Source organism: Candidatus Sericytochromatia bacterium, from assembly GCA_035285325.1.
Taxonomy (GTDB): domain Bacteria; phylum Cyanobacteriota; class Sericytochromatia; order S15B-MN24; family JAQBPE01; genus JAYKJB01.
Genome location: JAYKJB010000082.1, coordinates 20,547 through 43,059, shown reverse-complemented (window position 1 = coordinate 43,059; position 22,513 = coordinate 20,547). Strand labels below are relative to the sequence as shown.

The following is a 22,513-nucleotide window of genomic DNA, read 5'->3' as shown; positions in this document are numbered from 1 at the left end:
GACCTTGCAGGGTCGCGGCCGGTCGTCGTCGTCAGAAGCCCTGGAAGCCCAGCAGACGGCCTTCTTGCGCGTGGACGGCCTTGTCGTTGGCCGCCGCGTCGATGAAGTACAGGAAGTGATTGCGCCACAGGGTCCAGTCGCGCTCGACCTGGTTGAAGTCGGGGGCGAACTCCCCGTCATTCAGTTCGGCCGCGAACGCCAGCGTGCCAAGTTTCACGTATTCCCAGGTCGCAATGTCGCCATAAGTCTTGTAGATGGTCCGTGCGATCGTCCCGTGCTTGTAGCCGAGCGGCTTGGCGATTTTCTCACCGATGGCCTTGAAACGGGCTTCATCGGGCGAGTACTCGGTCGAGTAGCCCGGGGGCCACAGCACCATACCGCCATAGCAGTGAACGTCGAACGACGCCTTGAAGCGGACTTTCAAGGCCAGATCCCGGATGGCCTGGGTCTCGGGCTCCGAGAAGGGGGCTTCGCCGCGGTAGGCATCGGACCACTTCGAGCTATCCCCCTGCTGCCAGTGGTCATCCGCATTGCGGTTGATGTCGACCCCGCCCCCGCCCATGCCGCCGGTGGGCCGCGTGTTCTTCCGCCACATCGCGTTGCCTTGCTGCACGCGCACCCGTCCGTCGGGGTTCACCACCGGCACGACCCAGACATGACGCGTGTCCAGAAGCCGGGTCACGGTGGCATCCTTGCCGTAACCTTCCACCAGCGTCTTGCTGAGATTGCGCATCAGTTCGACCGGCACCAGTTCGCGCGCGTGGACGCCGCCGGTCAGACGCACCGCCGGCAAATTTTCCTTCGGCTTGGCGGTGATGCGGGCAGCCAGCACCGGCTGCCCTTCGAACGACTTGCCGATTTCGATCGCTTCCACGAGTTGGGGGTAGGCCTGCGCCAGCTTGCGCACCTCGTCCTGAACCACCGTCACCGAGCCGTAGCCGGCCGGAAAACCCTTGACCGTGCTGGTCTGCTTGATGTCATAGCGGACGCCCAGGCGTTGCAGCAGCAGACGCGTGTGCGGATTGATGGTGGCCCCCACGGTCCGCCGTTCGTGGTCGACGTTTTCGAACAGGTCGACGCCTTCGGCGGCCAGCTGTTCGAGCGTGGCGCGGTCGCGGAAGTGCAGGGTCACCACGGTGCGCTCTTTGGCGCCAGCGAGTGCCGCCACCCGAGAAGGTTGCTTGGTCGGCGCGACGCTGGTCGTGGCCAAGCCGCAGCCGGCGAGCAAGCTCATCGTGGTGGCCAGGAGCGAGGCGCGCTTGGCGCGATTGAGAAACGGCATGCGGAGACTCCTTCGGCGTTGAAGAGAGGACGGCCAGCCCACGGGGAAGGCTTTAACCTTATTTTTACCTTTTCTTGATGTTGTGTCAATCATTGATCCCGTCGTGTCGCTGTACAAATCAGCCGAGCAAGAGAAAAAATATCCCGCGGGTGAGGGTACAAAGCACGCACGTGTGCCAGAGCCGAAGGAACGTCCACATGCCTCGCCTTGCTTCGATGGGGGTCGCCCTGCTCGGGGCGTGTTTGCTCTGGACATCCGGCGGCCACGCGCAGGTGATCCTCCTCCCCTGTGCGGACTGTCCACCGGAAACGGGGCTGGCCTTGCCCGTGCCGTCCCAACCGGCAGTCCAGAACGTGCCCGGCGGCTATGCCATCGAGCAGGCCCTGTTCGAGGCCGTGTCGCGAGGAGACCTGGCGGCCTGTCGCGAACTCGTTGAGCGAGGGGCGCGCGTGGATGCGCGAGACGCGACCGGCCTGACCCCGCTGGCCTGGGCCGCCCAGCGTGGCCGGACCGAAATTGCCCGGTTGCTGCTGTTGCACGGGGCGGCCCGCAACCCGGCCGACGGCTACGGGTTTACGCCCTTGATGTGGTCCGCCCAGGAAGGTCACACGGAGCTGGTTGCCTTGTTGCTGGCCGCCGGGGCCAATCCCCGCGTCAGCACCGAAGGGGGCGTCACGGCGCTGGCCCTGGCCCAGCTAGGCCACCATGCCCAGCCGGCGGCCTTGATTCGCAGTGCCCTGACAGGGCGCCTGCCCGTGCTTCCCCCGGGCCCCTCTCGACGGCTCGGTCGGGCTCCGCTGTCTCCTGCCCCTGCGCCCACACGCCGCCCGATGCCTCCCCTGGCGGGAGCTGTGGCGTCCAATTCTCCGGCGCTTGGGCCGAGCGCGCAGGCCGCTTCTTCCGCGTCGGCCCTGGTCACCCAACCTGTCGCCGGCACGCCTGACGTGGCCCCCGCCCCCACCGGCCCCGTGCCCGCTCCGGTGGCGACGTCGAGCACGCTCGCGCCGCTGCCCGCGTCCTTCGGGGCCACCCCATCCGCTTCCGCGGCCGTACCGGGCAGCCCGGCCGCCGGTGCGATCGCCCCGGCCCAGAACCTGCTCGCCTCCGCCGCCCAGCTGTTGCCTGCCCAGGACATCTCGGTCGCTGGCTGGTCCCGGATTCAGCGTTCCCGCGAGGAATTCCGCCGGGATTACGCGACCTTCTTGAAAGGCTTGGAAGCCAACCGGAACAGCCTGTTCTGGGCGGTGCCCAATCTAGATGAATTGCTTGGCCGGGAAATCGCCACCTTTCACGATGAACTCGAACGCACCCGCGACGCCCGGGCTTCCCGCGTGGCGCTGGAACGCGCCAAAGCCTTGCAAACGCAGAATCGCGAGAGCCGCTTTGCTCGGTATGTGATCGAGGCGGATCAGGTGCTGAGCGCGGCCGGACTCTGAGCTCGTCGAACCTCAATAAATTGGCCAATGCAAGTCAGGGAGCTGAATTTGACCTGCTTGTGTCGGGTGTCGGCGCGGCATGGAGCGCTCGAGCATCCGGTGGCTGAGGCGTTGGTCAAGCCGAGCCGTGCTGTGGTATGGTGAAGAAACGTTCCGGAAAGCCGTGCCCGTTCGTCGCCCCGAATCATCGCCCCGTGAGGGCACCCGAGAACGATCTAGACTACCCGTTTCTTCAACCCATGGGGTCCAACGCACTGATGACGAAGAAGAAAGAGTCCAAGAAATTTCCTTATGTCGATCGGATCGACGAACTTGCGCCTTTTCGGGAGCAAGCGGGTGGCTTCCTCTCGCTGGAGGGTGCAGCCAAGATCCTGATGACGACCCGCTCGCAGATTGCCACGCTCGAGACGCGCGGCGAAATCACCGGTTTCCGGCTGCGTGGTGGTGCCTCGCCTGAGGCCAAGGACATCGTCTTCATTTCGCATGAGAGCGTGAAGGCCTACGCCCTGCGCAAGAAGGCCGCCGATGCGGCCAAGGCTGAAGCCAAGCTTCCCGTCGTCGCGGAGTGAAATGGGCCCACTGAGGCAAGCCAGAATGCTCCCTGGGGTGATATCATCGCCCCAGGGAGTTTTTTTGTGCGTGCCCGCGCAGGCACGAAGGGGACCGTCGGTGGCAGAGCCAGATGAGCTGATCGCAGGTCTGTTCGACCGCCGATTTTTGTTCGGTCTCATCCGCCGGCGCCGCACGGCCCGCGCGATCGCCGGCTGGGGTGACGCCGAGGCGGTGGAACCCCTGTGCCGGGCCCTGGTCGAGGTCACAGACCCCGCCGTCCATCGGATCGCCCTGGAACGTCTGGGGGCCCTCACCGAGCAGGTGGCGATCGACGTCGTCTGCGAATACTGGGCCGCGACCCGCAACCCCCGCCTGGCTGCGCTGATCACGGAAAAGGGCTGGCAGGCGGAATACGCGCCACTGCCTCGTTTGCTGGGGAAGTTGTTCCGCGGTGAACTGACCGACCTGGTGCAGCTTGAACCCGATGAGATTCCCGTGCTGCTCGATGCCACGGGGGATACCGATGCCCGCGTGGCCGAGGCCGCTCGTCAGGTGGCCACCCACTTGCAGCGAGCCGATTCGGTTCAACGCCTGGTCGACCTGGCCTTGCTTGCCGACGACGTGCGCGCGCTCAAGGTGCTGCGCGATGCGGGATATCAGGGAGGTGACCCGGCCACGCGCGTGCAGTTGCTCTTGCTGAGTGAACAGGTGGCCGTTTACCTCTCCTTCGACCCTTCCGGGACGCACCTCGGGGAGGTTCTCAAAACCGCCCCGCTGCCTCGTCGTCAGCGGCTGGCGGAGGTGGCGCGGAACCATCACCTGTTGCCCTGGACTTATGCCGTGCGCACGCTCGGCCTGGCCGAGATCTTGCCCTCCGAATGGGATTCCCTGTTGCTGGTATTGGCGGAGCACGGGGCCTACGAAGACATCTGGAAGTGGTCGGTGCGGGCGCCGGTCCCCGTCTCGATGCGCTATGTGCGTCACCTGGCCGAACTGGACTGGGCGCCACCGCCTGCTTCGCCGCAAGGCGCGCTCTTCGGCAAGCTGGCGAGTCTGGCCCCGCGCTGTGAGGGGGACTTGCAAGACCTGGAGGAGCGTATCAGCGAGCGCACCATCTTCGAAGGCGCGCCAGGCCAGGCCACCGTGCTTGCCACCAGTTCGGATTGGCACTACATGGCGGTCGGAGGAGACCACCACGACGTGCGTATCTTCTCGCTGCCGGACGGGGAACCGGTCGGCACGGTCGAGGGGATGCCCGGCTGGACTCGAGCCCTGGCCTTTGCAGGGATGGGGCGCTTGCTCGCCGTCGCCACCATGACCAATCGCACGCAGGTGTTGCGGCTGCCGGATGCGCTGCCGGTGGCCTCGCTTGAAACGGTCGACGTCACGGCGATCGCCTTTCGGGGCGATGGACGCCTGCTGGCGGCGTCCTGCGGGGCGCGTATCGACCTGTGGGACGTGGAAAAATCCCGCATCGTGCATGCCCTGGGCAATCAAGGGCGCCCGGTCAAGCGCCTGGAACTCTCCCCGCGCGGCAGTTTGCTGGCGGCCTGGGGGGGCGACGGCGTCGCCCGCGTCTGGTCGTTGCCGGAGGGTGCCTTGCTGAGCGCCTTCGACGGGGCGGAAGGCGGTTTGGCCGTGCTGTCTTTCAGTCCGGACGAGCGCTTTCTGGCCATCTCAGACCGGGGAGGCATCGTGCGGGTGTATGAACTCCCTTCTTGCGAACTGGTGACCGAGATTGCCGCTGAAACCAAAGTGGTGCGGGCGATCGCCTTCCGGCCCGACGGCCTGGCCATCGCGGTGGGGGGCCACGACCACTGCGTGCGGCTGTTCTCCTTACCAGACGGTGACCTGCTCGGGCAGATGCACGCCTATGCGGGTGCCTCCACTTTGTCCTGGAACAGCCTCGGCCAGCTGATGACGGCGGCAACCGAGGGCAACCGCAGTGCCCGCCTCTGGTTCCCGGCCCTCCCGCCGATGACGGTTCAGGCCTTGCAGACGGCGCGTGCTGACGAGATTGCCTGGGCCCAGCGCCGCCACAGCGATCCCGACTTGCCGCGAGACGAGCGGGCCTGGCTGACGGCTTGGGGCACGCTGGCGATGGCGGCGCGGGGCGCCTTGCCGCGCCGCGATGCCACTGGCGCCAGGGGCTGATTCTCCGCGCTTGGGACTTTCTCGATCAGGGGAACTGGAGGCAGAGTTGCAGCCCGGGGTAGCGGCGCGCCAGTTCCGCCAGTAACCGACCGTCGGTGCTTTGCAGGGTCAGGCGCGCCAGAAAGCCGGCTCGCGTGCCGATGGCGAGGCAGGTCGCACTGGCGCGACGGGCCGCATCGTTGCCCTCGCCGCTCGGGGGCAGGGACAGCACCAGCTGGACCTGCCTGGCCCGGCCGCCTCTGGCGGCGGCTTCGGGGTGCAGGCGACCTTCCCCGAGCGTGTAGTAAGTCTGGTAGAAGCTGACAAAGGCCAGCAAACTTTCCAGGTCGACCCAGGCATGCACGTCGGCCCAGCCCCGAAGGCGCCCAAAGGCGAGCGACACGGGCGAAAGCAGCGGATCGAGATTTTGCATGGGGTAGCCGTCCTGCTTCACCCCGCGATCCGTCCAGTGGCGCAGCGCGCTCAGTTGCCAGGCTTGCAGGTCCGGGACTGCCTCGCGCGGGGCGGGTGAGCCAGGATGGCTCCAGCGCACGCGATCGCGTTGGAGCCAGGGACCATCCGCGAGCACGGGAATGCCGTCCTGCGTCAACCAGACCGGACTTTCCAGGCAGTTGGCGCCCTGGTCGATGGCGGCTTCGAACGCCGGAAGCGTGTGGCCCGGCCGCACCCCCTTGGCGCCGCCCTCGCCTCGCAATTCCAGGCGCTCGAAGGGGGCACTGCCGTGGTCGAGCATCCAATCGCCGGGACGTCCATCGCCATTGAGGTCGACGGCAAAGGTTTCCTCCACCAGCAGATCCGGTCGCTCGCTGCTCAGGCCGTCGAGCGGGCCAGTCAGCAACTGCCGCATGTCGCCGCGGCTCTTCACGGGCCCGAACACGACGCGCATCCGGGACTTTTGCAGCGTCGCGATGCCGAAGGCGTCGAGCGAGCCCGCCCGTGCGGGTTCCCCCGGCTCGAGCCAGTGAGGCGCGATCTTGAGCCGACAACGGGCCCCGCCCGTCAGGAGCGGCTGCAATTCAGCCCACCAACCGGGCGGTACTCCCTCCGGCCCCGGAGCCGCAGGGGGAGGCAAGGGCACCGGGGGGAGGGCCGCCCCGAGGCAAAGGGCGATCGCCCCGCCTGCCAGCCAGCCCGTGGCGAACCGCCGCAGCGTTCTCACGCCTCTGCGCTGGCCGGCAGCACCCAGTCGCGCGAACGCGACACGGCACGCTGCCAGCCCGCATACAGGCAGGCACGCTCGCCCTCGGCCAGGCCAGGCTCGAAGCGACGGTCCCCACCCTGCAGGCCTTTCAGGGTGTCCTGGTCTGCCCAGTAGCCCAGGGTGAGTCCCGCCATCGCGGCCGCCCCCCAAGCCGTGCTCTCTACCTGATTTTGCCGCACCACGGGGACACCGAGCAGGTCAGCCTGGAATTGCATCAGGAACTGGTTGGCCGTCGCCCCGCCGTCCACCCGCAATTCCGCGAGCGACACGCCGCTGTCCTTGCCCATCGCATCGAGGATGTCTCGGGTCTGGTAGGCGATCGCCTCCAGGGTCGCCCGTGCGAGGTGCCCCCGATGGGTGCCGCGCGTCATCCCTACCAGCGTGCCGCGGGCGAAGCCATCCCAGTAAGGAGCGCCCAGCCCCACGAAGGCCGGCACGAGGTAGACTCCCCCCGTGTCCGCGACCGAGGTGGCCAGGGCCTCGCTGTCCGCCGCGCTGGCGATGATGCCCAAGCCGTCGCGCAGCCATTGCACGGCCGCTCCGGCCACGAAGACGCTGCCCTCCAAGGCATACTGCGGTCTTTGTCCCGCCAGTTGCCAGGCCAGCGTCGTGAGCAAGCGATTCTGACTGGGAACGGCTTCCTCGCCCGTGTTCATGAGCATGAAGCAGCCTGTCCCGTAGGTGTTTTTGGCCTGTCCCGGCTTGAAGCAGGCCTGACCGAACAGGGCGGCGTGCTGATCGCCGGCCACGGCGGTGATCGGGATGCCGGCGGGGAGTGGCCCCACGGCCGCGGTTTCCCCGAAATGCGAGCCGCTGGGCTGGACCGCTGGGAGAATGGCGGCCGGCACGTTCAGCCAGTCGAGCAAGGGGGGGCTCCAGGCCAGCGTGTGGATATCGAACAGCATGGTCCGCCCCGCATTGGTCACGTCGGTGGCGTGGACCCGGCCACCCGTGAGGTTCCAGAGCAGCCAGCTATCGATCGTGCCGGCTGCCAGCTGCCCGCTCTCGGCGGCGGCCCGGTGGGCCGGGTCGGCCTCCAGCAGCCAGGCCAGTTTGGTGCCGGAGAAGTAGGCATCCAGCACCAGCCCGGTGCGCCGGCTGACCTCCGCGGCCGTCTCCGTCCGGGCCAGGGCGGCACAACGATCCGCGGTTCGACGGCACTGCCAGACGATCGCCCGATGCAGCGGACGCCCGGTGGTACGGTCCCACAAGACGACCGTCTCCCGCTGGTTGGTGATGCCGATGCCCGCCAGTTCCGCCCCGGTGATGCCGGCCTGTGAGAGCGCGGCGGCGATCGCCGCGAGGGTGCGCGTCCAGATCTCCTCCGCGTCGTGCTCGACCCATCCCGGCTGAGGATAATGCTGGGTGATTTCCTGGTAACCCTTGCCCGCCACCCGGCCGGTCTGGTTGAAGACGATCGCGGTGCTGCCGGTGGTGCCCTGGTCAATGGCGAGCATGTAGCGAGACATCTCAGGTTCTCCTTTTCATCAATCCTGGGCGGGGCGCGGGGCTCCCGCGGGGGAACTCAAGGGGGGGAGGGAAGGGCCTGGTCCGTGACGTCCAGCCAGCCGACCGGGGCCTGAATCTCAATCGCCACGGCGCCGTTGGGCTCGATGGCGACCACCTGCGCGCTCAAACTCACGGGTTCGTTGCGCTTCAGGGAGAGCGCGCGGGGGCGCGGCACCCAGAAGGCGATCGCCGGCAGGTCGGTCGCGGCGTGCCCACTCACGCTCGTCAGCGCCAGCACCACGCGGCAGGCGTCCGGATCCAGTTGCGTGTCCTCCGGGGGGTACACCTCCCGGATGGTGGCCCGGCACGTGAGCGGTTTGGCACGGCGCTTCAGCATGTCCTCATCGGCCGCCGCGCGCAACTGCAGCTTGGTCACCTTGGCCGCCAGGACTCGGTAGTGTTCCGCCAGGTCAGCATCGCGGAAGATCACCACCTGGCCCAGCGCAAGGGCGGGCTGGCAAGGCTGCGTGAGCCAGCAGGTGAGGCTCAGAAGCAGGGGCAACCAGAGAGGGCGGGGCCGGGACATGACGGCTGTGTACCCGGACAGCGCGGCCCCCTTGCGCCCTCATCGGCGCGTCGCCGTCAATCCTCGTGGCCGCTTTCCTGCCGGATGGCGCGGCGGAAGGCCGCCACGGCGGGGGTGGCGTGGCGGGTGTAGTCGCCACTGGCGCATTCCACGCGATAGAGCCCGAAGCGGTTGTCGAAGCTTCCCCACTCGTAATTGTCCGTCAGGGTCCACCAGCAATAACCCAGGATGGGAATGCCTGCCGTCCGGGCTGCGCGAACCTCCGCGACGTGGGCTTCCAGGTACCGGTCTGAGGTCCAGCCGTCCGGGCGAGCTGCGTGGTTGCGCGTGGCCAGGCCATTTTCGCCGATCAGGATCGGCAGACGATAGCGCGCCCAGGTTTGCCGGATGAGGCGCCCAAACCCCTCAGGGCGCGCGGGGAAACGGTGAAACCGCAGCGGAAAATGGATCAGTTCCAAGGGCGGGATGTCCCCGTAGTAATGCAGGCCAATGTAATCCAGGTGCGGGAACGTCAGCCCGCTCGCGGCGGCCTGCCCTCTGGTGCGCAGACCATCGAGCAGGTGTCCGGGTTGATAATCGAGTCCGACGCCGAGCCTCAGGATGCCGGAAAATTCGCTGACGGATACCATGGCCGCCGAGTGCAGGTCGTGAATCGCTTCGTAGGCACGTTCGTGGGCCAGCACCAGATGCCTGGCCGCGCGGCCCAGGGCCAGCGGACCCTTGCGAAAGGGCGGCATCCGACCCGAGAGGTAACCCCCCACCAGCAAATTGGTCGGTTCATTGAACGTCAGCCAGTAGCGCACCGCCTGACCGAACTCGCGTGCGATCAAACGGGTGTAGCGTTCGAAGCGGGCGGTGCTTTCCAGACCTTCCCAGCCTCCGCCGGGCAGGCCGTGTAGCCAGTTCGGTGACGTGAAGTGATGCAGGGTGAGGATCACCGCCAACCCACGGTCTCGGGCGCCTTCCAGCAGTTTGAGCAGGAAGTCCATCTCCTGGGGATCGATGCGGCCCGGCTCCGGCTCGACGCGGGCCCACTCGACGCTGAAACGAAACGCGTTGGCGCCGATCTCGTCTTTCAGGCGGTCAAGGTCGTCGCGCCAGTAGCGGCGAAAGTCAGCCCCAAGCCCCGAGGCCACCGGCAACAAGCGGGCCCGTTCGGCCATCGTCCAGTCCGAAGCGGGCGCGCCGCCATCGTTCTGGTGGCTGGAGATGGCAACCCCCCACAGGGGCTCGCTGGAGGCAAGCATGGGCCCATCGTAACACCCTCCCCGTGGCCTGGACAGTACTTCCTGAGGGGCCACACCCCGCTTCGACCACCTGCACCATGGCGTGTCCCGGCAGCATCCGGCGGTGCCTCCCGCAAGTTTGCCCGAGCCCGCCCGCAAAAAGCGGCCCCGGCCTGTTAAAGTTAAGGGGGTGACGCGGGTGGAGGCGCTTGCGCCGGGCGGGCCGGATAAAGGAATTCCAGGGGATGTTCAATCGAATCTACCTGCGTGCGCTTGTGGGCCTCGCCTGCGCCGTGGCCACCTTGCCCGGCAGCGTGGCCGCCCAGGCACTGGATGCGTCCGGCGAAACGGGCCAGGAGCCGCCCGAGCTGGCGCGGGAGTGCCGCGCGGCGTGGATCGCCTCGGTGTCCAACATCGACTGGCCCAGCCGCCCCGGCTTGCCGGTGGAGCGCCAGAAGGCCGAATTGCAGGCTTTGCTGGATCGCGCCGTCTCGTTGCGCCTGAATGCCGTGATTCTGCAAATTCGTCCCGCCTGTGACGCCCTGTATGCCTCACCCCGGGAGCCGTGGAGCGAGTACCTGACGGGCCGTCAGGGCACTCCGCCGGAGCCGCTGTATGACCCGTTGGCCTTTGCCGTCGAGGAAGCGCACGCGCGTGGCCTGGAACTACACGCGTGGCTGAACCCCTACCGGGCACGGGTGCTGGAGGACGGGCAATCGGATCCAGCTCCCCAACACATCTCGGTCAGCAAACCCCATCTGGTCAAGCGATACGGGCGCTACCTCTGGCTTGACCCTGGCGAGAGCGAGGTGCAGGAACACTCTCTCGGCGTGATCATGGACGTGGTGAAGCGCTACGACGTCGACGCCATTCACATGGACGACTACTTTTATCCCTACCGGGAGCCGGTGATTGGCCTCGACGGCAAACAGGCCTCGGATGCGAAGGGCAAGCCCCTCTACATTCCGTTCCCCGATGACGCCAGCTACGCCAGGTACCAGACGGGTGGGGGCAAGCTCGCCCGCGACGACTGGCGGCGCGACAACGTCAATCGATTCGTCAAACGCTTGTATCAGGCGATCAAGCTCGAAAAACCGGGGGTCAAGCTGGGCATCAGTCCCTTTGGCATCTGGAAGGCGGGCCATCCCGCCCAGATCAAGGGAATGAGCCAGTATGACGCCATCTATGCCGATGCGCGGCTCTGGCTGGCGCGTGGCTGGGTGGATTACTTCGCGCCGCAGCTCTACTGGTCGATCGAGAATCCGGATCAGTCCTACCCGATTCTGCTCAAGTGGTGGGTGGAGCAGAACACGCACCAACGCCATATCTGGCCCGGCCTGTTCACCAGCCGCGTGCGCGAGGCGGGCGACCGCGGCTTTGTGGCCCGGCAGATTGCCTATCAGATCAACTGGACGCGCCTCCAGCCCGGGGCCAGCGGACACATTCACTTCAGCATCAAGGCCATGGCCGACGAGCCACCGGGGGTCGGGCCGTTGTTGCGGGGCGAGGCCTACAAGCTGCCGGCCCTGATGCCGGCCACGCCCTGGTTGGCGGGTAAACCGCCGGCCGTTCCCCGGCTGGCTATGGCCAAGGATGCCGAGCGCCAGGCTCTGAACGTGACCATCTCGCCGCGACCGGGCACCGTGCCCTGGTTGTGGACGGTCTATGCCCGTCAAGGCGGGCGCTGGAAGACCGAGATTGCCCCGGCCACGCGGGTGGAATGGCGTTTTCCACTCAAAGGGCCGGAGGCGCTTGAAGCGTTGCACGTGGCGGGGGTCGACCGGCAGGCGCAGGAAGGTCCGCGGGCCCGCATGGTGATCCAGGCCACCGCTGACGCGAGCGTGACGCCTCGCCCGCTGCCCTGAGGGAGCTCGCGCCGTGACCGTGCTGCTCGCCAACCGCTATCAGGTGCTGGAACCCCTGGGAGGGGGGGCCATGGGCAACGTGTCGCGGGTGCTGGACCTGCTGACTGGTCAGGAAGCGGCGCTCAAGCTGATCGCGCCAAAGTTCCGGCAATCCGAGAAGTCGGTCCTGCAGTTCAAGCAGGAATTTCGCCTGATGACCCAGCTGCGTCACCCGCATTGTTGCGCGGTGTACGACTACGGGGTCACGCCGGATGGGGAGCCCTACTTCACGATGGAGTACGTGCCCGGGCGGGGCTTGCACGAACAGCTGCCCTTGTCGGAGGCGCGCGTGGTGGCCGTTCTGACCGAGTTGCTGGCGGCCCTCAGCTACATCCACCAGCTCGGGTTCGTGCATCTCGATGTCAAGTCCGAGAACGTGAGGGTCCGGCCGGACGGCAGCGTCAAGCTGATGGACTACGGCCTGATGGACTTTGCCAGGCCGCCCGGGGGCTTCGTGAATGGCACGTTGGCCTATCTGGCGCCCGAGGTGATCAGGCGGGGCGCGATCGACCAGCGGACGGACCTGTATTCGGTCGGGGTACTGGCCTATGAACTGCTCACAGGCCAGTTGCCTTTTGCCAGTGAGGTGCCGCGCGAGATGCTGCGTGCCCACATCGAGGATATTCCCGAACCGCCTTCCATTCGTCGCCCGGAAATCTCGCCCGCCATGGACCGGCTGGTGCTGCGTCTGCTCGCCAAGAACCCGCTGGACCGCTTCCAGTCTGCCCAACAGGTGCTCGAGGCCCTCGGGGCCGACGTTGTGGAGCGGGTCGGGGCCCGCTTGCTGAGTTCCCCCTTGATCGGTCGTGAGCAGGAGATGCGCTTGCTGGAGGGCCAGCTCGAGGCTCTGCTGCGGGCGCGCCGAGGTGGTGGCGTGCTGGTCGCGGGCGCGCCGGGCATCGGCAAGAGTCGTTTGTTGCAGGAATTTCGCTTCAAGGTCCAGCTCGCCGACCTGCTCAGCGTCACCGGACGTAGCTTTGAGCGCGGCAGCGCGCCCTATGAGCCCTGGGTGATGGCCTTGCGGCAACTGCTGCCGACCATTCAGCGGGAACTGCCGGGCGTGCTGGCCGCTTATGCGCCCCTGCTGGTGCAGCTGTTGCCCGAGCTGGGGGGCGCCCCGGCCCCCGCCCTCGATAGTCCCACCAAGGAGAAGCTGCGCACGCAGGCGACCATCACCGAGCTGCTCGCCTGTCTGGCGGCCCAGCAGCCGCTGGTGCTGGTGCTCGAGGACTGGCAGTGGGCCGACGCGCTGTCCCGGGAACTGCTGGATTACATTCTGCGCAACATCCCGAACGAACCCCTCCTGCTGATCATGAGCAGCCGCGAGGTGCCGGCCTTCGAACCCCCCGATCTGACGCTGCTGCCGGTCTCCGCGCTGTCTCGGGAGGCCGCCCGCCGCATGATCACGGCCATGCTGGGCACGATCGAGGTGGCCCCGGCCTTCGTCGACACGGTCGCTCGTCTGGCCAAGGGCAGTCCCTTTTTCATCGAGCGCCTGCTGGAGCACCTCGTTCAGAGCGGCACGCTGCAGTTCGTGCGTGGCAACTGGAACACCCAGCTCGACCTTGCCGCCGAGGAACTTCCCGATGGCGTCGCCGGGCTGCTGGCCTGGCGCATCCGCGGCCTCTCGCCCGAAGCGCAGCAGGTGGCCTTTGCGGGGGCCATCATCGGCCGGGCGTTCAGCTTGGACCTGCTCCGCGAGGTGGCTGGGCTGGACGACGAGGAGCTCTTCGCCGCCGTCGCGAGTCTGGCGCGGGCCCAGGTGCTGGTCGAAAGCGAGGAGGGGGGCTACGCCTTCTCCCAGGATCTGATCAACGAGTTGCTGGTCTCCGAACTGCCGCCCGCGCAGAAACTCGCCCTGCACACGCGGGTGGCTGAGGCCCTCGAGGCTTCTGTCGGGGGGACGTGGCGAGAACTGATCGCCTCCCGCGTCTGGGCCCTGGAAATCCCGCTCGACCAGGTCACGGCGCTGGCCCATCACTCGCTGGCCGGCGAGCGGGGCCCGGCCGCCGTCGCCTGGGCCCTCGAAGCGGGCGAGCGTCACGCCGCGTTGTTTGCCAATGTCCAGGCGCAGCACTTCCTCGCGGCTTGCCTCCAGCTGATCGAGGCGGAGTCCGGGGCGGAGGGCGTCTCGGGGGCCCGGCTGCGGGCCTTGCAGGCCCTGGGCGACGTCTACCGCGTGATGGGGCGGAACGACCAGGCGAAACTGGCCTACACCGAGGCCCTGGCACTGGCTGAGGCGGCCCAGGACCGCCGCCTGCAAGGTTACCTGCTGAACTGGCTGGGGCGCTGTCACCAGGTGCTCGGCAATCTCTCGGCGGCTCTGGATTGCGTGCGACGCGCCAGGTCCGTGGCCGATGAGGTGAACGACGAGGCCGGCGCGACGCGGGCGCTCACCCTGGCCGCGCGCATCGCCTATTTTCAGGGGGACATTCAGCTGGCCTGCGAGTCGGCCGAACAGGCCCTGCAGCGCGCCCGGCGGGGCGGCTTCACCGGCCAGGAAGGCGAGGCGCTCGGCATGCTGGGCTACTTCTACGTGGCGTCGGCTCCGTCCCGGGTGACGCAGGGGATTGCCTATCTGGAGCAGTCCGAATCCTGTTTGGCCGAACTGGGCGACTGGATCGCCCTCAACACCACGCTCAACTTCCTGGGAACCGCTCAGAACTTGCTGACCGACCATCGGGCGGCCCAGCGTACCTTCACCCGCAACCGCCAGATCTGTTTCGAGATCGGTGCCAGTGACGAACTGGCGATCGCCTGTCTCAACCTCGCCATCACGGCTTACGAACTGGGCGAGTTCAGTGAGATGGAGCGCCACGCCGCGGAGGCCAAGGCCGTTTCGGCCACGCTCAACTCGCGCTACACCAAGGGCATGGCGATCTGCCTGCACGCTGTGGCCCGCATGCACGCGGGGCGGCTCGAACGGGTCGAGCGCGAGCTGGACGAGGCCCTCACGATCGCGCGAGACCTCCAGCACCGCTACATGGAGGCGCAGGTGCTGCTGTATCGGGTGCGGGCCCAGTGTCACCTCGGCCAGTTCGAGGCGGCTGAAGCCACCGCTGGTACCCTGCTGGCCCACATGGAGGAGACGGGGGACCGCGAGCCGGAAAGTCGGGTCTGCGCTTTCCTGGCCGAACTGGCAGCTCGCCGTGGCGACTTCGAGCAGGCCGCGCGCTACCTGGCCCGGGCCGACGAACTGAAGCAAGTGCGGCCCGGGCGAGGGCTGGAGGTCGCCTTGCTGGCGACCGGCGCCCTGGTGGCCTGGCTGGCGGATGATCCCCGCGAGGCGGCGGCGAAGGCGCGGGCGGGTCTGGCGCTGGCCTGCGACATCGGCACGCGCTATCACGAGGCGGTCTTGCGCACCGTGCTCGGCGAACTCGCCCTGGCTGAAGGACAGGCCAACCAGGCCACTGTGCAATTTGAGGCCGTCGCCGAGGTGGCGCGCGCGATCGGGTCTCCGGTGGTCGAGGCGATCGCCGCCTTCGGCCAGGCCCGGGCGCATCCCACCGTCCAAGCCGCGAGCGCCCTGATTTCCCGGGCGCGCGCCTTGCTCTGGGAACAGGTGGCGGTGCTGGAAGAACCCGCACGACAGGCCTTCTTCCATCATCGGGAGCGCCAGCGTGTCCTGGATGGCAGCGGCGTGGCCCGTGATACACTAGAACGACCACACTGAGAACTTTCGTGCAAGGCAAACCAGAGATCGAAGGCGCCGCGCTGGCGCAAATTGTCAGACGCTATCCCGGGCTTGGTGCTTATCGGGGCATCCTGCGCAACGGAATGAGCGAGAATTCCGCCGCGTGTGTCTTCGAATCGGACGCGGGGCGTTTCTTTGCCAAGCGCTACGACCCGCGTCAGGTCGACGCCCACTCGTTGCTGTGGGAGCACGGGATCGTGCTGCAACTGCGGGCGGCGCACTACCCCACGCCCATGATCCACGCCAACAACCGCGGCGATACGATCACCTGGTTGGCCGAGAGCCCCTATGCGATCTTCTCCCTGGCGAGTGGGGAAGACCGTTACGGCGATCGCCCCGTTTTCGAGCCGTTCGACGACCGGGAGGAGGCCCGGGCAGCCGGCAAATGGCTGGCGCGCTTCCACCTGGTGACTCAGGAGGGGCCGCTGCCCGCACCGCGTCCCATGAAGGGCCTGCTGGCGCAGTACCGCATCTGGTTTGCCGCGGATGTGCGCGAGGCCTTGCGTGCGCTGGTGGCTGGGTTGCCGGGCCTGGAGGCCTACGTCACCCAGCGTCCCGAGTGGCCGGCCTTGCTGGATGAGGTGGCGGCCCTGGCGCCGGCGATCGCCGAGAGTTCCGAGGAATGGCCGGTGGGCGTGATCCATGGCGATTGGATCAAGCGGAACCTGTTCTGGCAGGGGCCCGAGGTGTCGGATGTGCTCGACTTCGGGATGTGGAACGTCGGGCCCTGGGTCTTCGATCTGGCGCTGGCGTTGCTGCCAGTGGGGTTCAACTGGCCGGAAGTCCTGGCGGGTCGCAGCGAGCCCAACCATCGCGACCTGATGTCGTTTCTGGCCGGTTACCAGACCGAGCGGCCCCTGTTGCTGGCTGAACGCGAGGCCCTGCCACTGGTGATGGAAACGGCGCGGGTCGAGTTTTACCTGGGCGCGGTCGCCGACGCCCTGCAGCGCGGCGATCAATCGCGTGCCGCCCTGTTCTGGGACCTGCTGGTGGCCACCCGCCAGTATTTCAGACAGCATCCTGGCTGGCGTGAGGTCCTCGTCTAGCGCGCTCTCCCGCCTCCCGAAGGGCGGCGCAGGGCGTCTCCTCGGATGGTTGCTCTGCTCGGCTGAAACCTTCCTGGCAACGCCCACGAGCCTGATCTCCTGAGTTGCATTAAAAGTCGTTTAATTCTGCTTCGAACGCCGTCAGCTTTGGCGGTGCCGGCTCCATAAAGACCCTGAGTGTCGTGAACGTGTGCAGGGGAATCAGCCGGCGATGGGCATCAACCTCTTCTCCAAGCTGAACATCGGACGGGCCGTGGCGGCCGAGGTCAAGGATGCGTTCGCTGGCAAAGCCGCTCAGCGCGCCGTTCCTCAGGCGGCCAAGCACGTCGACCGCGATGCCTTCGTCAAGGCCGCTCGCCCCGGCACCGGCCTGCTGAATCGCAGCCACGGGGTGACCTCCACGCCGGCCTCCCGCGCCCTCTCCGATCAGAACCTGGGCTTTGCGGAACTGGTGGCCAAGAATCCTTCGCTGATCTGGAGCACGCAGATGACGCCGCGGACCGAGCAGGCCCTCAAGGCCTACGCGCAGGGAATGCTCGGCAAGTCGGTGCAAGGCATGGACCTGCGTGGCAAGGCGGCGGCCGAGATTCGCGAGGAATTGCAGCGTCGCGGCTTCCTGCGGGAGCTGGGCGTGATCAAGGATGTGCGGACCGGCCAAGCCGTGCTCAACCCCAAGACCGGGCGTCCTGTCCCGATGGAGGTCTGGACCCACCGCGATGGGGGGATGGTGCGCATCAAGCCCGAAGGCGACCCGACCAGCCGCCACCGCCCGGCCCCTCACCTGAGCGTGTCCGTGCTGTATCCCCCGGGCTCCAGCGGTCACGACTTCAACAACGAAGCCTTCAAGGTCGATTTCGCCGGCAATCCCCTGCCCAAGTGGGCCTCGGACGCCCGCAACCCCTTCCCGGCCGCTTCGCCCGCCGGTAAGCGGTTCCTGGACGACCTGGCTGCGCGGACCCACGTCAACCTGCGTTGAGCCCTCCGCCCGGATGAGTCCGCCCCGCCACGGCGGTCGCGTCTGAACCCCGCTGCTCCAATCTGGCAAGGTGACCTTCTGAAGCGCGTCCTCAGAGGCATGGCCTGCTGATTCGTTGCCCTGGTCGCCGCGATGAAATTCGACGCGCGCGCGTCCGGCTTGCGGCGGCGGGTATGTTGACCGCGTGCAGGTCCACTACTTCCTTGTGCCTCCCCCGGAGGCGGACTTTTTGTCCCCGCTGGAAGCCCGCTTGCAGGCGTTGCCGCAGGCCTTCCGCCACCCCGACCCGCGGGATCGAAGCTGGGTCGTCGCGGCGGATGCCGGCATGGCCCGCTGGCTGGAGGCCAAGCTGCGCATGGAACCCCGCACGCCGCTCGACACGCAAGGTTTGTTGACGCTGCATCCGGCGGCCGTGGAGGTCTACCAGGATGCGCCGGCCGAGATTCTCAGGGTGCTCGAGCCCCTCGTCAGCTGGCTGCTGGCGACGTGGCCCTGCCGGGTGTTGTCGGAGGAAGGGGAGGATTGGACGGCGCGCTATGCGTCCGACCCCCGCGCTCTGTTCGTGGAAGAGGACTGCTGGGCCTGATCGGGCTGGCCAGCGCGCCCCTACATTCTCTCCGGCTGTGTTTCCTCGCCAAGAGGGGCTTCCCGAATTAAGAATCGACAAAGGTCGGTTTAAAGTCAGCAGAAGTCGACCGCTTCGGGGCGATACAGCTCATGAACACCCCCCTGTCGGAGGAGAACGCCCCCATGGCTCGTGGCTCGCTGTCTCTTTTTGTTTCCGCCGCTCTCTGCCTGGCCGGTTGCGGCACCGCCACGCAACAGCTGACGGCGGTTTCCGCCAGCGCGGGGGATGTCTCCGCGCTTGGCGCGCCCAAGGAAGCGCGCCATCTCAAGACGCCGATCGGAACCGTGGTGGCAGGTCTGTTGCCTGAACCCAAGGGCCGCGTGGGGCACGAGAGCATCGAGGACACGCTCAGCGTGGAGGAGTCAGACCTGCTGGGGGTGTCGATCATGGGCGGTCGGGGTCGGGCCCTGCCCAAGCAGGTCGATCTGCGCTCCGCGTTCGACCCTGTGCGCAATCAGGGGGGCCTGGGCTCGTGTTCCGCCTTTGCTGCGACGGCCGTCATGGAGGCGATGCTCAACTTGCAAGGGAAGCGTCGCAAACAGCGGCTGGCACCCTTGTTCTTCTATTACGCCGAACGCAAGGACATGGAAGCGAACGGCACTCGTCAGGCCACCCGCAAAGACACCGGCGCCTTCATGTCCTTGGCAGCCGCGACCGCGGTCAAGGTGGGCTGCGTGACCGAGGATCTGGTGCCTTATGCGGATGGCAAGGCTGGTCTGGCCTACGACGCCACCGCCGCCCACTTCGATGCTGCGCAGAACTTGCGCATGAAGAAAAAGGCCCGCATCAAGACCCTGCAAGGCATGAAGAGCGCCCTGGCGGCCAAAAAGCCGTTCTTGCTGCCGATCATCCTGTACGACTCGTTCATGACCAAGGCCGTGGCCGAATCGGGCGAGATGCCGATGCCCGCCCGCAATGAGGAGATTCAAGGCGGCCACGCCGTGGTGGCAGTGGGCTACGACGATGCCAAACAGGCCTTCCTGATTCGCAATTCCTGGGGCACGGACTGGGGCGTCAAGGGGCATTTCTGGATGCCCTACAAGTTCTTCGTGAGCAACTACGTCGGCTCTTACTTCTACGGGGACTGCTGGACCCTCGAATAGCCGCCCCCCCCTGGATTTTAAACAAAAATGCCGCTCCCCCCGGAGCGGCATTTTCGTGGCTCACAACGCCGAGAGGTGTGGATCCCTTCGGCCGAGGTCAGACCGGTCTACCAGAACCAATGGTACAGTTCGTAGGCCTCGTGACGTCCATCGACCACCTCCACCGTGGGTGGCCGGAACACGTAGTTCCGTTGGAAGTTGTGTTCGACGACGCCATCCGTCCCTTGATGCTGGACCAGGGCACGCACCAGAAAATTTCGCGAGGTCAGGCCGGAGATGCTGGCGCGAAAACCATCCTCCGGTTTCTTGCCGGTCATCACGGCCAGCGGCGGGTCTGAACGCACATTGGCGTGTTGCGGGAAGATGTAATAGGTCGCGGCCACGATCGGGATGCGCCACTCCAGGCTGCGTTGGGGCCGAGCGAGAACCACCTGCTCGCCCACCGTCACGTCCGGGATGCGTGTCTGGGGTGGGGGTTCGCGGTGAAGGCTGACTTGCACGCTGTAGGTCGGCTGGCCGTCCGTGGTGCTGTAGCCATCGCGCCACGCAAACGCGTGCAGCTGCACGTCGCGCTCGAGCATGTCCCGATAAAAGCCAGAGACAGGTCGGACCGCGCCCAACCCCGGGTCCGAACTGTTGTTCCAGGCGGCCCCTTGATGGCGCACGTCTTTCTCGACGTGATAGACGGCCTGAGCCGAGGCGATCGCCTGAGCGGTGATCAGGGCCCAGCAAGCTGCTCCCCATGTGATTGGACGAATCATTCCCTGGGCACCCGAGCGTCGGTGACGCGTATGTGGACAACCTTAGCCTACCCGGTGACATGCATCACCTAACCTGGCCTGCGGGTTGTTATGGTGCAGGGACGGGGCTTTCGCGGCTTTGTTGCTAAATCCGCTCGATCGTTAAAAGTTGGGGAGGGGTGGCATCGGCCGGGTAGATCAGGCTGATCACCAACTTGCGAGAGGCCCCGCCCGCCACGGCGATCGTCTCGAAGGGGGCGGCTTGTTGTCCGCGGCGCAAGACCAGGTGGGTGTAACGTGTCGCACCGGCCTCATCGACCCGCACGAGCCCGCGAAAGGTGACGGCCGGCTCCGGCGGTTCCAGGTAGATCGTCTGTGTCGCGGTGGACCCGGGTTCCACCCGCAGGGGCTGAGACAGCCGCACGGTGTAGGCGCGCGGGGTCGCATCCGGGTTGGTCAGGCGCAGGCTGAGGCGATAGAGCACGCCATAGTTGCCGTGACCGGCGTAGGCGCTGTCAGGGTAGCGCACGCGCAACGGAGCGCTTTGCACCTGCTCGGTGCCCAGGCGGTTGCGCAGAACGGCGGCAATCGGAAAGCCGATGCGCTCCCCGGCGGCCAGGCGGGCCACCGGGCGGGTCAGGTCGCCCCGCCAGGCATCCCCCTGCGTGACGCCGGCCACCCGGCCGTAGCGGAAGGCGCCGGTCGACGGGGATGCCTGAGGCGGTGTGGCCGGTGGCTCGAGGGGGCCCGCGCGCTGGCCGCGACGCAACACGGCCTCGAAGTCAGCCAGCGTGGGTGTCTCGAAGGATCCATCCGGACGTTTCGCGGCAAACAGTGCGACTTCCGACAGATGCGTGGCCCCGCTGCTCCACAGGCGCAACTGGGTGGTGCGACCGTTGATCGGCGGCGGAATGGCGACATCGGTGGGAATCGGCTGGGCGCAGAGCAACTGGCTGCTGCCGGGTGCGAGTCGCCACGATTGCCGTGTCAGCCCGGAATCCCCGCGCAACAGGTCGCCCGCCACGCGATCGCCCGGGCCTGCAAACACCCCACCGGTCGGGGCCGCCACCAGACTCGGCAGGCGCACGAAAGGGGCCTCCGGCTGGCTGAGGTAGCTGCTGCCCGCCAGCAACGAAATCGAGAGCATGCGGTTGGTGCGATTGTGCGCGAGCAAGCCCAGCACCAGCAGGCGATCGCCGGGGCGGGCGTCCTTGGCGATGTGGTGCGAAAAGACCGTGAACAGACCACTGACCGGGTGGGACAGAAAGGCCTCCCGCGGCGCGCCAGGCAGCGGCCGCATGGTCGAGAGCGTGATGCCGGGTTCCGTGATGATTTCCGGCGAGTTGCTGTTGAACACGGGGCGATCGTCGAGCCGGCCTGGCAAGGGGGCGATCGCCGTGGGGACGGCGCGGGTCGTGCTCGGCGGGCGGGGCATGCCGGGGGGGCGATCGCCGTGTTGCAGGTGCTCGGTCAGGGGGGCGCAGGCTGGGAGCGAGACCAACAGCATCAGAAAAGTCAGCGGGACAGCGCACAGCAGCCGAGTTGTGTGCGCAGTGCTGAAAGGGGGTGAATTGACTGGCATCAGGGTGTGAAGGCTCAACAAGGCGCTTCCGACACGAGAGGTGTACTGGCCAAGCATCCCGTGTTCAAATGGCGTCCGGACATGGTACACCTGAGTATTTGCCTCGTCGAGAAAATGTGATTGTGCACCAGGAGGCACGGGATTCTTCTGGTTTAGTGAAATGAGTGTTTCGGAGCCTATTCTGACTCGCTCTGTAGGCAGACCGTGTGTACAACATAAGTCCCCGCGCCACTACGTGGCGATGAGACCTTCCCCACTTGCCCCCCCAGGGGGCGCTCGCTGAATCCCGTGATTGAAGCTGCCAAACAGAGTGTCATCGAGCATTTTCTGGCCAGTGCGGCGTTGAAGCAGCGCACGCTTGAGACCTCCTTGGATTCGGTCTTGGAGGCCGCGACGTTGATTGCCGATGCCTTCATTAGGGGGCACAAGCTGTTGATCTGCGGCAATGGAGGCAGTGCTGCAGATTGTCAGCACCTTGCTGCGGAATTTGTTTGTCGACTGGATCTGCGGCGCGTGCGAAGGGGGTTGCCAGCGCTGGCGCTTACCACGGACACCTCAGTGTTGACTGCTCACGCCAACGATGAATCGTTTGACACTGTCTTTGCGCGTCAGGTAGAAGCGTTGGGCTCCCCCGGTGATGTATTGCTTGGAATTTCCACCAGCGGTCGTTCGGTCAACGTCGCGCTGGCGTTGCAGGAAGCGTGCCGTATGAAGATGCGAGGCGTTCTCCTAGCAGGGGAAACCTTGGACCGAAGCATGTCCGCGGATGTCTTTGTGGTCGTTCCCTCAAGCAGCACCCAACTTATCCAGGAGACGTTTCTCTCCATCGAACACAGCTTGGTGGCTCTCGTTGAACGCATCATGTTCCCGAACCTCTAGAACAAAGAATCGCCTGAAACGCTTCCGTCTGAGAACTCAAGAGCGTTGGCGGTGTTGTCGAAGATTCTGAACAAG

Annotated in this window: 17 protein-coding genes; 10 read left to right on the top strand and 7 right to left on the bottom strand. The window is 66.6% G+C overall.

The genetic code is table 11. The annotated features are described in order from the left end of the window. Nucleotides 1–31: 31 nt before the first annotated feature. Nucleotides 32–1,282: a M14 family metallopeptidase gene (locus tag VKP62_10865; protein MEB3197693.1), complete on the bottom strand. Its 1,251-nt coding sequence runs from the start codon at nucleotides 1,280–1,282 to the stop codon at nucleotides 32–34. Between the two features lie 197 nt (nucleotides 1,283–1,479). Between VKP62_10865 and VKP62_10860 the strand changes: the two genes are divergently transcribed. The 3 genes from VKP62_10860 to VKP62_10850 all read left to right on the top strand — a co-directional run bounded on the left by VKP62_10860 (nucleotide 1,480) and on the right by VKP62_10850 (nucleotide 5,424). Then, nucleotides 1,480–2,718 (top strand): ankyrin repeat domain-containing protein, encoded by a 1,239-nt coding sequence (locus VKP62_10860; GenBank protein MEB3197692.1) that lies wholly within the window; start codon nucleotides 1,480–1,482, stop codon nucleotides 2,716–2,718. 257 nt (nucleotides 2,719–2,975) lie between these two features. Continuing rightward, nucleotides 2,976–3,287 carry a hypothetical protein gene (locus tag VKP62_10855; GenBank protein MEB3197691.1) on the top strand — a complete coding sequence of 104 codons (312 nt, stop codon included), beginning with the start codon at nucleotides 2,976–2,978 and terminating at the stop codon, nucleotides 3,285–3,287. A gap of 100 nt (nucleotides 3,288–3,387) precedes the next feature. Then, the gene (locus VKP62_10850; protein ID MEB3197690.1) at nucleotides 3,388–5,424 is read left to right on the top strand and encodes a HEAT repeat domain-containing protein; all 2,037 of its coding nucleotides are present in this window, start codon (nucleotides 3,388–3,390) and stop codon (nucleotides 5,422–5,424) included. Nucleotides 5,425–5,449: 25 nt separating this feature from the next. Here VKP62_10850 and VKP62_10845 read toward each other — a convergent pair whose 3' ends face one another. Genes VKP62_10845 through VKP62_10830 form a run of 4 tightly spaced genes read right to left on the bottom strand, consistent with a single transcriptional unit; the run spans nucleotide 5,450 to nucleotide 9,907 of the window. After that, on the bottom strand, nucleotides 5,450–6,583 hold the full coding sequence (locus VKP62_10845) for a glycerophosphodiester phosphodiesterase family protein (protein ID MEB3197689.1): 1,134 nt from the start codon (nucleotides 6,581–6,583) through the stop codon (nucleotides 5,450–5,452). Then, entirely contained in the window at nucleotides 6,580–8,094 is a 1,515-nt protein-coding gene (gene glpK / locus VKP62_10840; GenBank protein MEB3197688.1) for a glycerol kinase GlpK, read from the bottom strand. The genes VKP62_10845 and glpK overlap by 4 nt, the downstream gene beginning before the upstream one ends. A gap of 56 nt (nucleotides 8,095–8,150) precedes the next feature. After that, nucleotides 8,151–8,660 carry a hypothetical protein gene (locus VKP62_10835; GenBank protein ID MEB3197687.1) on the bottom strand — a complete coding sequence of 170 codons (510 nt, stop codon included), beginning with the start codon at nucleotides 8,658–8,660 and terminating at the stop codon, nucleotides 8,151–8,153. A 56-nt stretch (nucleotides 8,661–8,716) separates the two neighbouring features. After that, nucleotides 8,717–9,907 carry a family 1 glycosylhydrolase gene (locus VKP62_10830; protein ID MEB3197686.1) on the bottom strand — a complete coding sequence of 397 codons (1,191 nt, stop codon included), beginning with the start codon at nucleotides 9,905–9,907 and terminating at the stop codon, nucleotides 8,717–8,719. Nucleotides 9,908–10,131: 224 nt separating this feature from the next. Here VKP62_10830 and VKP62_10825 point away from each other — a divergent pair, with 224 nt between their 5' ends. The 6 genes from VKP62_10825 (at nucleotide 10,132) to VKP62_10800 (ending at nucleotide 19,237) form a co-directional block, all read left to right on the top strand. Then, complete coding sequence (locus VKP62_10825) at nucleotides 10,132–11,751, top strand: family 10 glycosylhydrolase (GenBank protein MEB3197685.1); 1,620 nt, start codon at nucleotides 10,132–10,134, stop codon at nucleotides 11,749–11,751. Between the two features lie 13 nt (nucleotides 11,752–11,764). Next, a complete protein-coding gene (locus tag VKP62_10820) occupies nucleotides 11,765–15,463 on the top strand; it encodes an AAA family ATPase (GenBank protein MEB3197684.1) in 3,699 nt (1,232 codons plus the stop codon). An 8-nt stretch (nucleotides 15,464–15,471) separates the two neighbouring features. Further along, the gene (locus VKP62_10815; GenBank protein MEB3197683.1) at nucleotides 15,472–16,530 is read left to right on the top strand and encodes a phosphotransferase; all 1,059 of its coding nucleotides are present in this window, start codon (nucleotides 15,472–15,474) and stop codon (nucleotides 16,528–16,530) included. A 211-nt stretch (nucleotides 16,531–16,741) separates the two neighbouring features. Further along, nucleotides 16,742–17,506 (top strand): hypothetical protein, encoded by a 765-nt coding sequence (locus tag VKP62_10810; GenBank protein ID MEB3197682.1) that lies wholly within the window; start codon nucleotides 16,742–16,744, stop codon nucleotides 17,504–17,506. Between the two features lie 184 nt (nucleotides 17,507–17,690). Continuing rightward, on the top strand, nucleotides 17,691–18,092 hold the full coding sequence (locus tag VKP62_10805; GenBank protein ID MEB3197681.1) for a hypothetical protein: 402 nt from the start codon (nucleotides 17,691–17,693) through the stop codon (nucleotides 18,090–18,092). Nucleotides 18,093–18,256: 164 nt separating this feature from the next. Further along, on the top strand, nucleotides 18,257–19,237 hold the full coding sequence (locus tag VKP62_10800) for a C1 family peptidase (GenBank protein ID MEB3197680.1): 981 nt from the start codon (nucleotides 18,257–18,259) through the stop codon (nucleotides 19,235–19,237). A gap of 107 nt (nucleotides 19,238–19,344) precedes the next feature. On the opposite strand, the gene VKP62_10795 is transcribed toward VKP62_10800, so the two are convergent. Together VKP62_10795 and VKP62_10790 are read right to left on the bottom strand one after the other, a co-directional pair. After that, nucleotides 19,345–19,998 (bottom strand): hypothetical protein, encoded by a 654-nt coding sequence (locus tag VKP62_10795; GenBank protein MEB3197679.1) that lies wholly within the window; start codon nucleotides 19,996–19,998, stop codon nucleotides 19,345–19,347. Nucleotides 19,999–20,122: 124 nt separating this feature from the next. Further along, on the bottom strand, nucleotides 20,123–21,484 hold the full coding sequence (locus tag VKP62_10790; GenBank protein MEB3197678.1) for a DUF3370 domain-containing protein: 1,362 nt from the start codon (nucleotides 21,482–21,484) through the stop codon (nucleotides 20,123–20,125). Nucleotides 21,485–21,847: 363 nt separating this feature from the next. Between VKP62_10790 and VKP62_10785 the strand changes: the two genes are divergently transcribed. Continuing rightward, on the top strand, nucleotides 21,848–22,438 hold the full coding sequence (locus tag VKP62_10785; GenBank protein ID MEB3197677.1) for an SIS domain-containing protein: 591 nt from the start codon (nucleotides 21,848–21,850) through the stop codon (nucleotides 22,436–22,438). Nucleotides 22,439–22,513: the final 75 nt, after the last annotated feature.

What these genes read in the sequence shown, in the direction of transcription:
- VKP62_10825 (MEB3197685.1), top strand. Translation starts at nt 10,132, where the DNA reads ATGTTCAATCGAATCTACCTGCGTGCGCTTGTGGGCCTCGCCTGCGCC.
- VKP62_10860 (MEB3197692.1), top strand. Translation starts at nt 1,480, where the DNA reads ATGCCTCGCCTTGCTTCGATGGGGGTCGCCCTGCTCGGGGCGTGTTTG.
- VKP62_10855 (MEB3197691.1), top strand. Translation starts at nt 2,976, where the DNA reads ATGACGAAGAAGAAAGAGTCCAAGAAATTTCCTTATGTCGATCGGATC.
- VKP62_10790 (MEB3197678.1), bottom strand. Translation starts at nt 21,484, where the DNA reads ATGCTGTTGGTCTCGCTCCCAGCCTGCGCCCCCCTGACCGAGCACCTG.
- VKP62_10835 (MEB3197687.1), bottom strand. Translation starts at nt 8,660, where the DNA reads ATGTCCCGGCCCCGCCCTCTCTGGTTGCCCCTGCTTCTGAGCCTCACC.
- VKP62_10795 (MEB3197679.1), bottom strand. Translation starts at nt 19,998, where the DNA reads ATGATTCGTCCAATCACATGGGGAGCAGCTTGCTGGGCCCTGATCACC.
- VKP62_10865 (MEB3197693.1), bottom strand. Translation starts at nt 1,282, where the DNA reads ATGCCGTTTCTCAATCGCGCCAAGCGCGCCTCGCTCCTGGCCACCACG.
- VKP62_10830 (MEB3197686.1), bottom strand. Translation starts at nt 9,907, where the DNA reads ATGCTTGCCTCCAGCGAGCCCCTGTGGGGGGTTGCCATCTCCAGCCAC.
- VKP62_10800 (MEB3197680.1), top strand. Translation starts at nt 18,257, where the DNA reads ATGGCTCGTGGCTCGCTGTCTCTTTTTGTTTCCGCCGCTCTCTGCCTG.
- glpK (MEB3197688.1), bottom strand. Translation starts at nt 8,094, where the DNA reads ATGTCTCGCTACATGCTCGCCATTGACCAGGGCACCACCGGCAGCACC.
- VKP62_10810 (MEB3197682.1), top strand. Translation starts at nt 16,742, where the DNA reads ATGGGCATCAACCTCTTCTCCAAGCTGAACATCGGACGGGCCGTGGCG.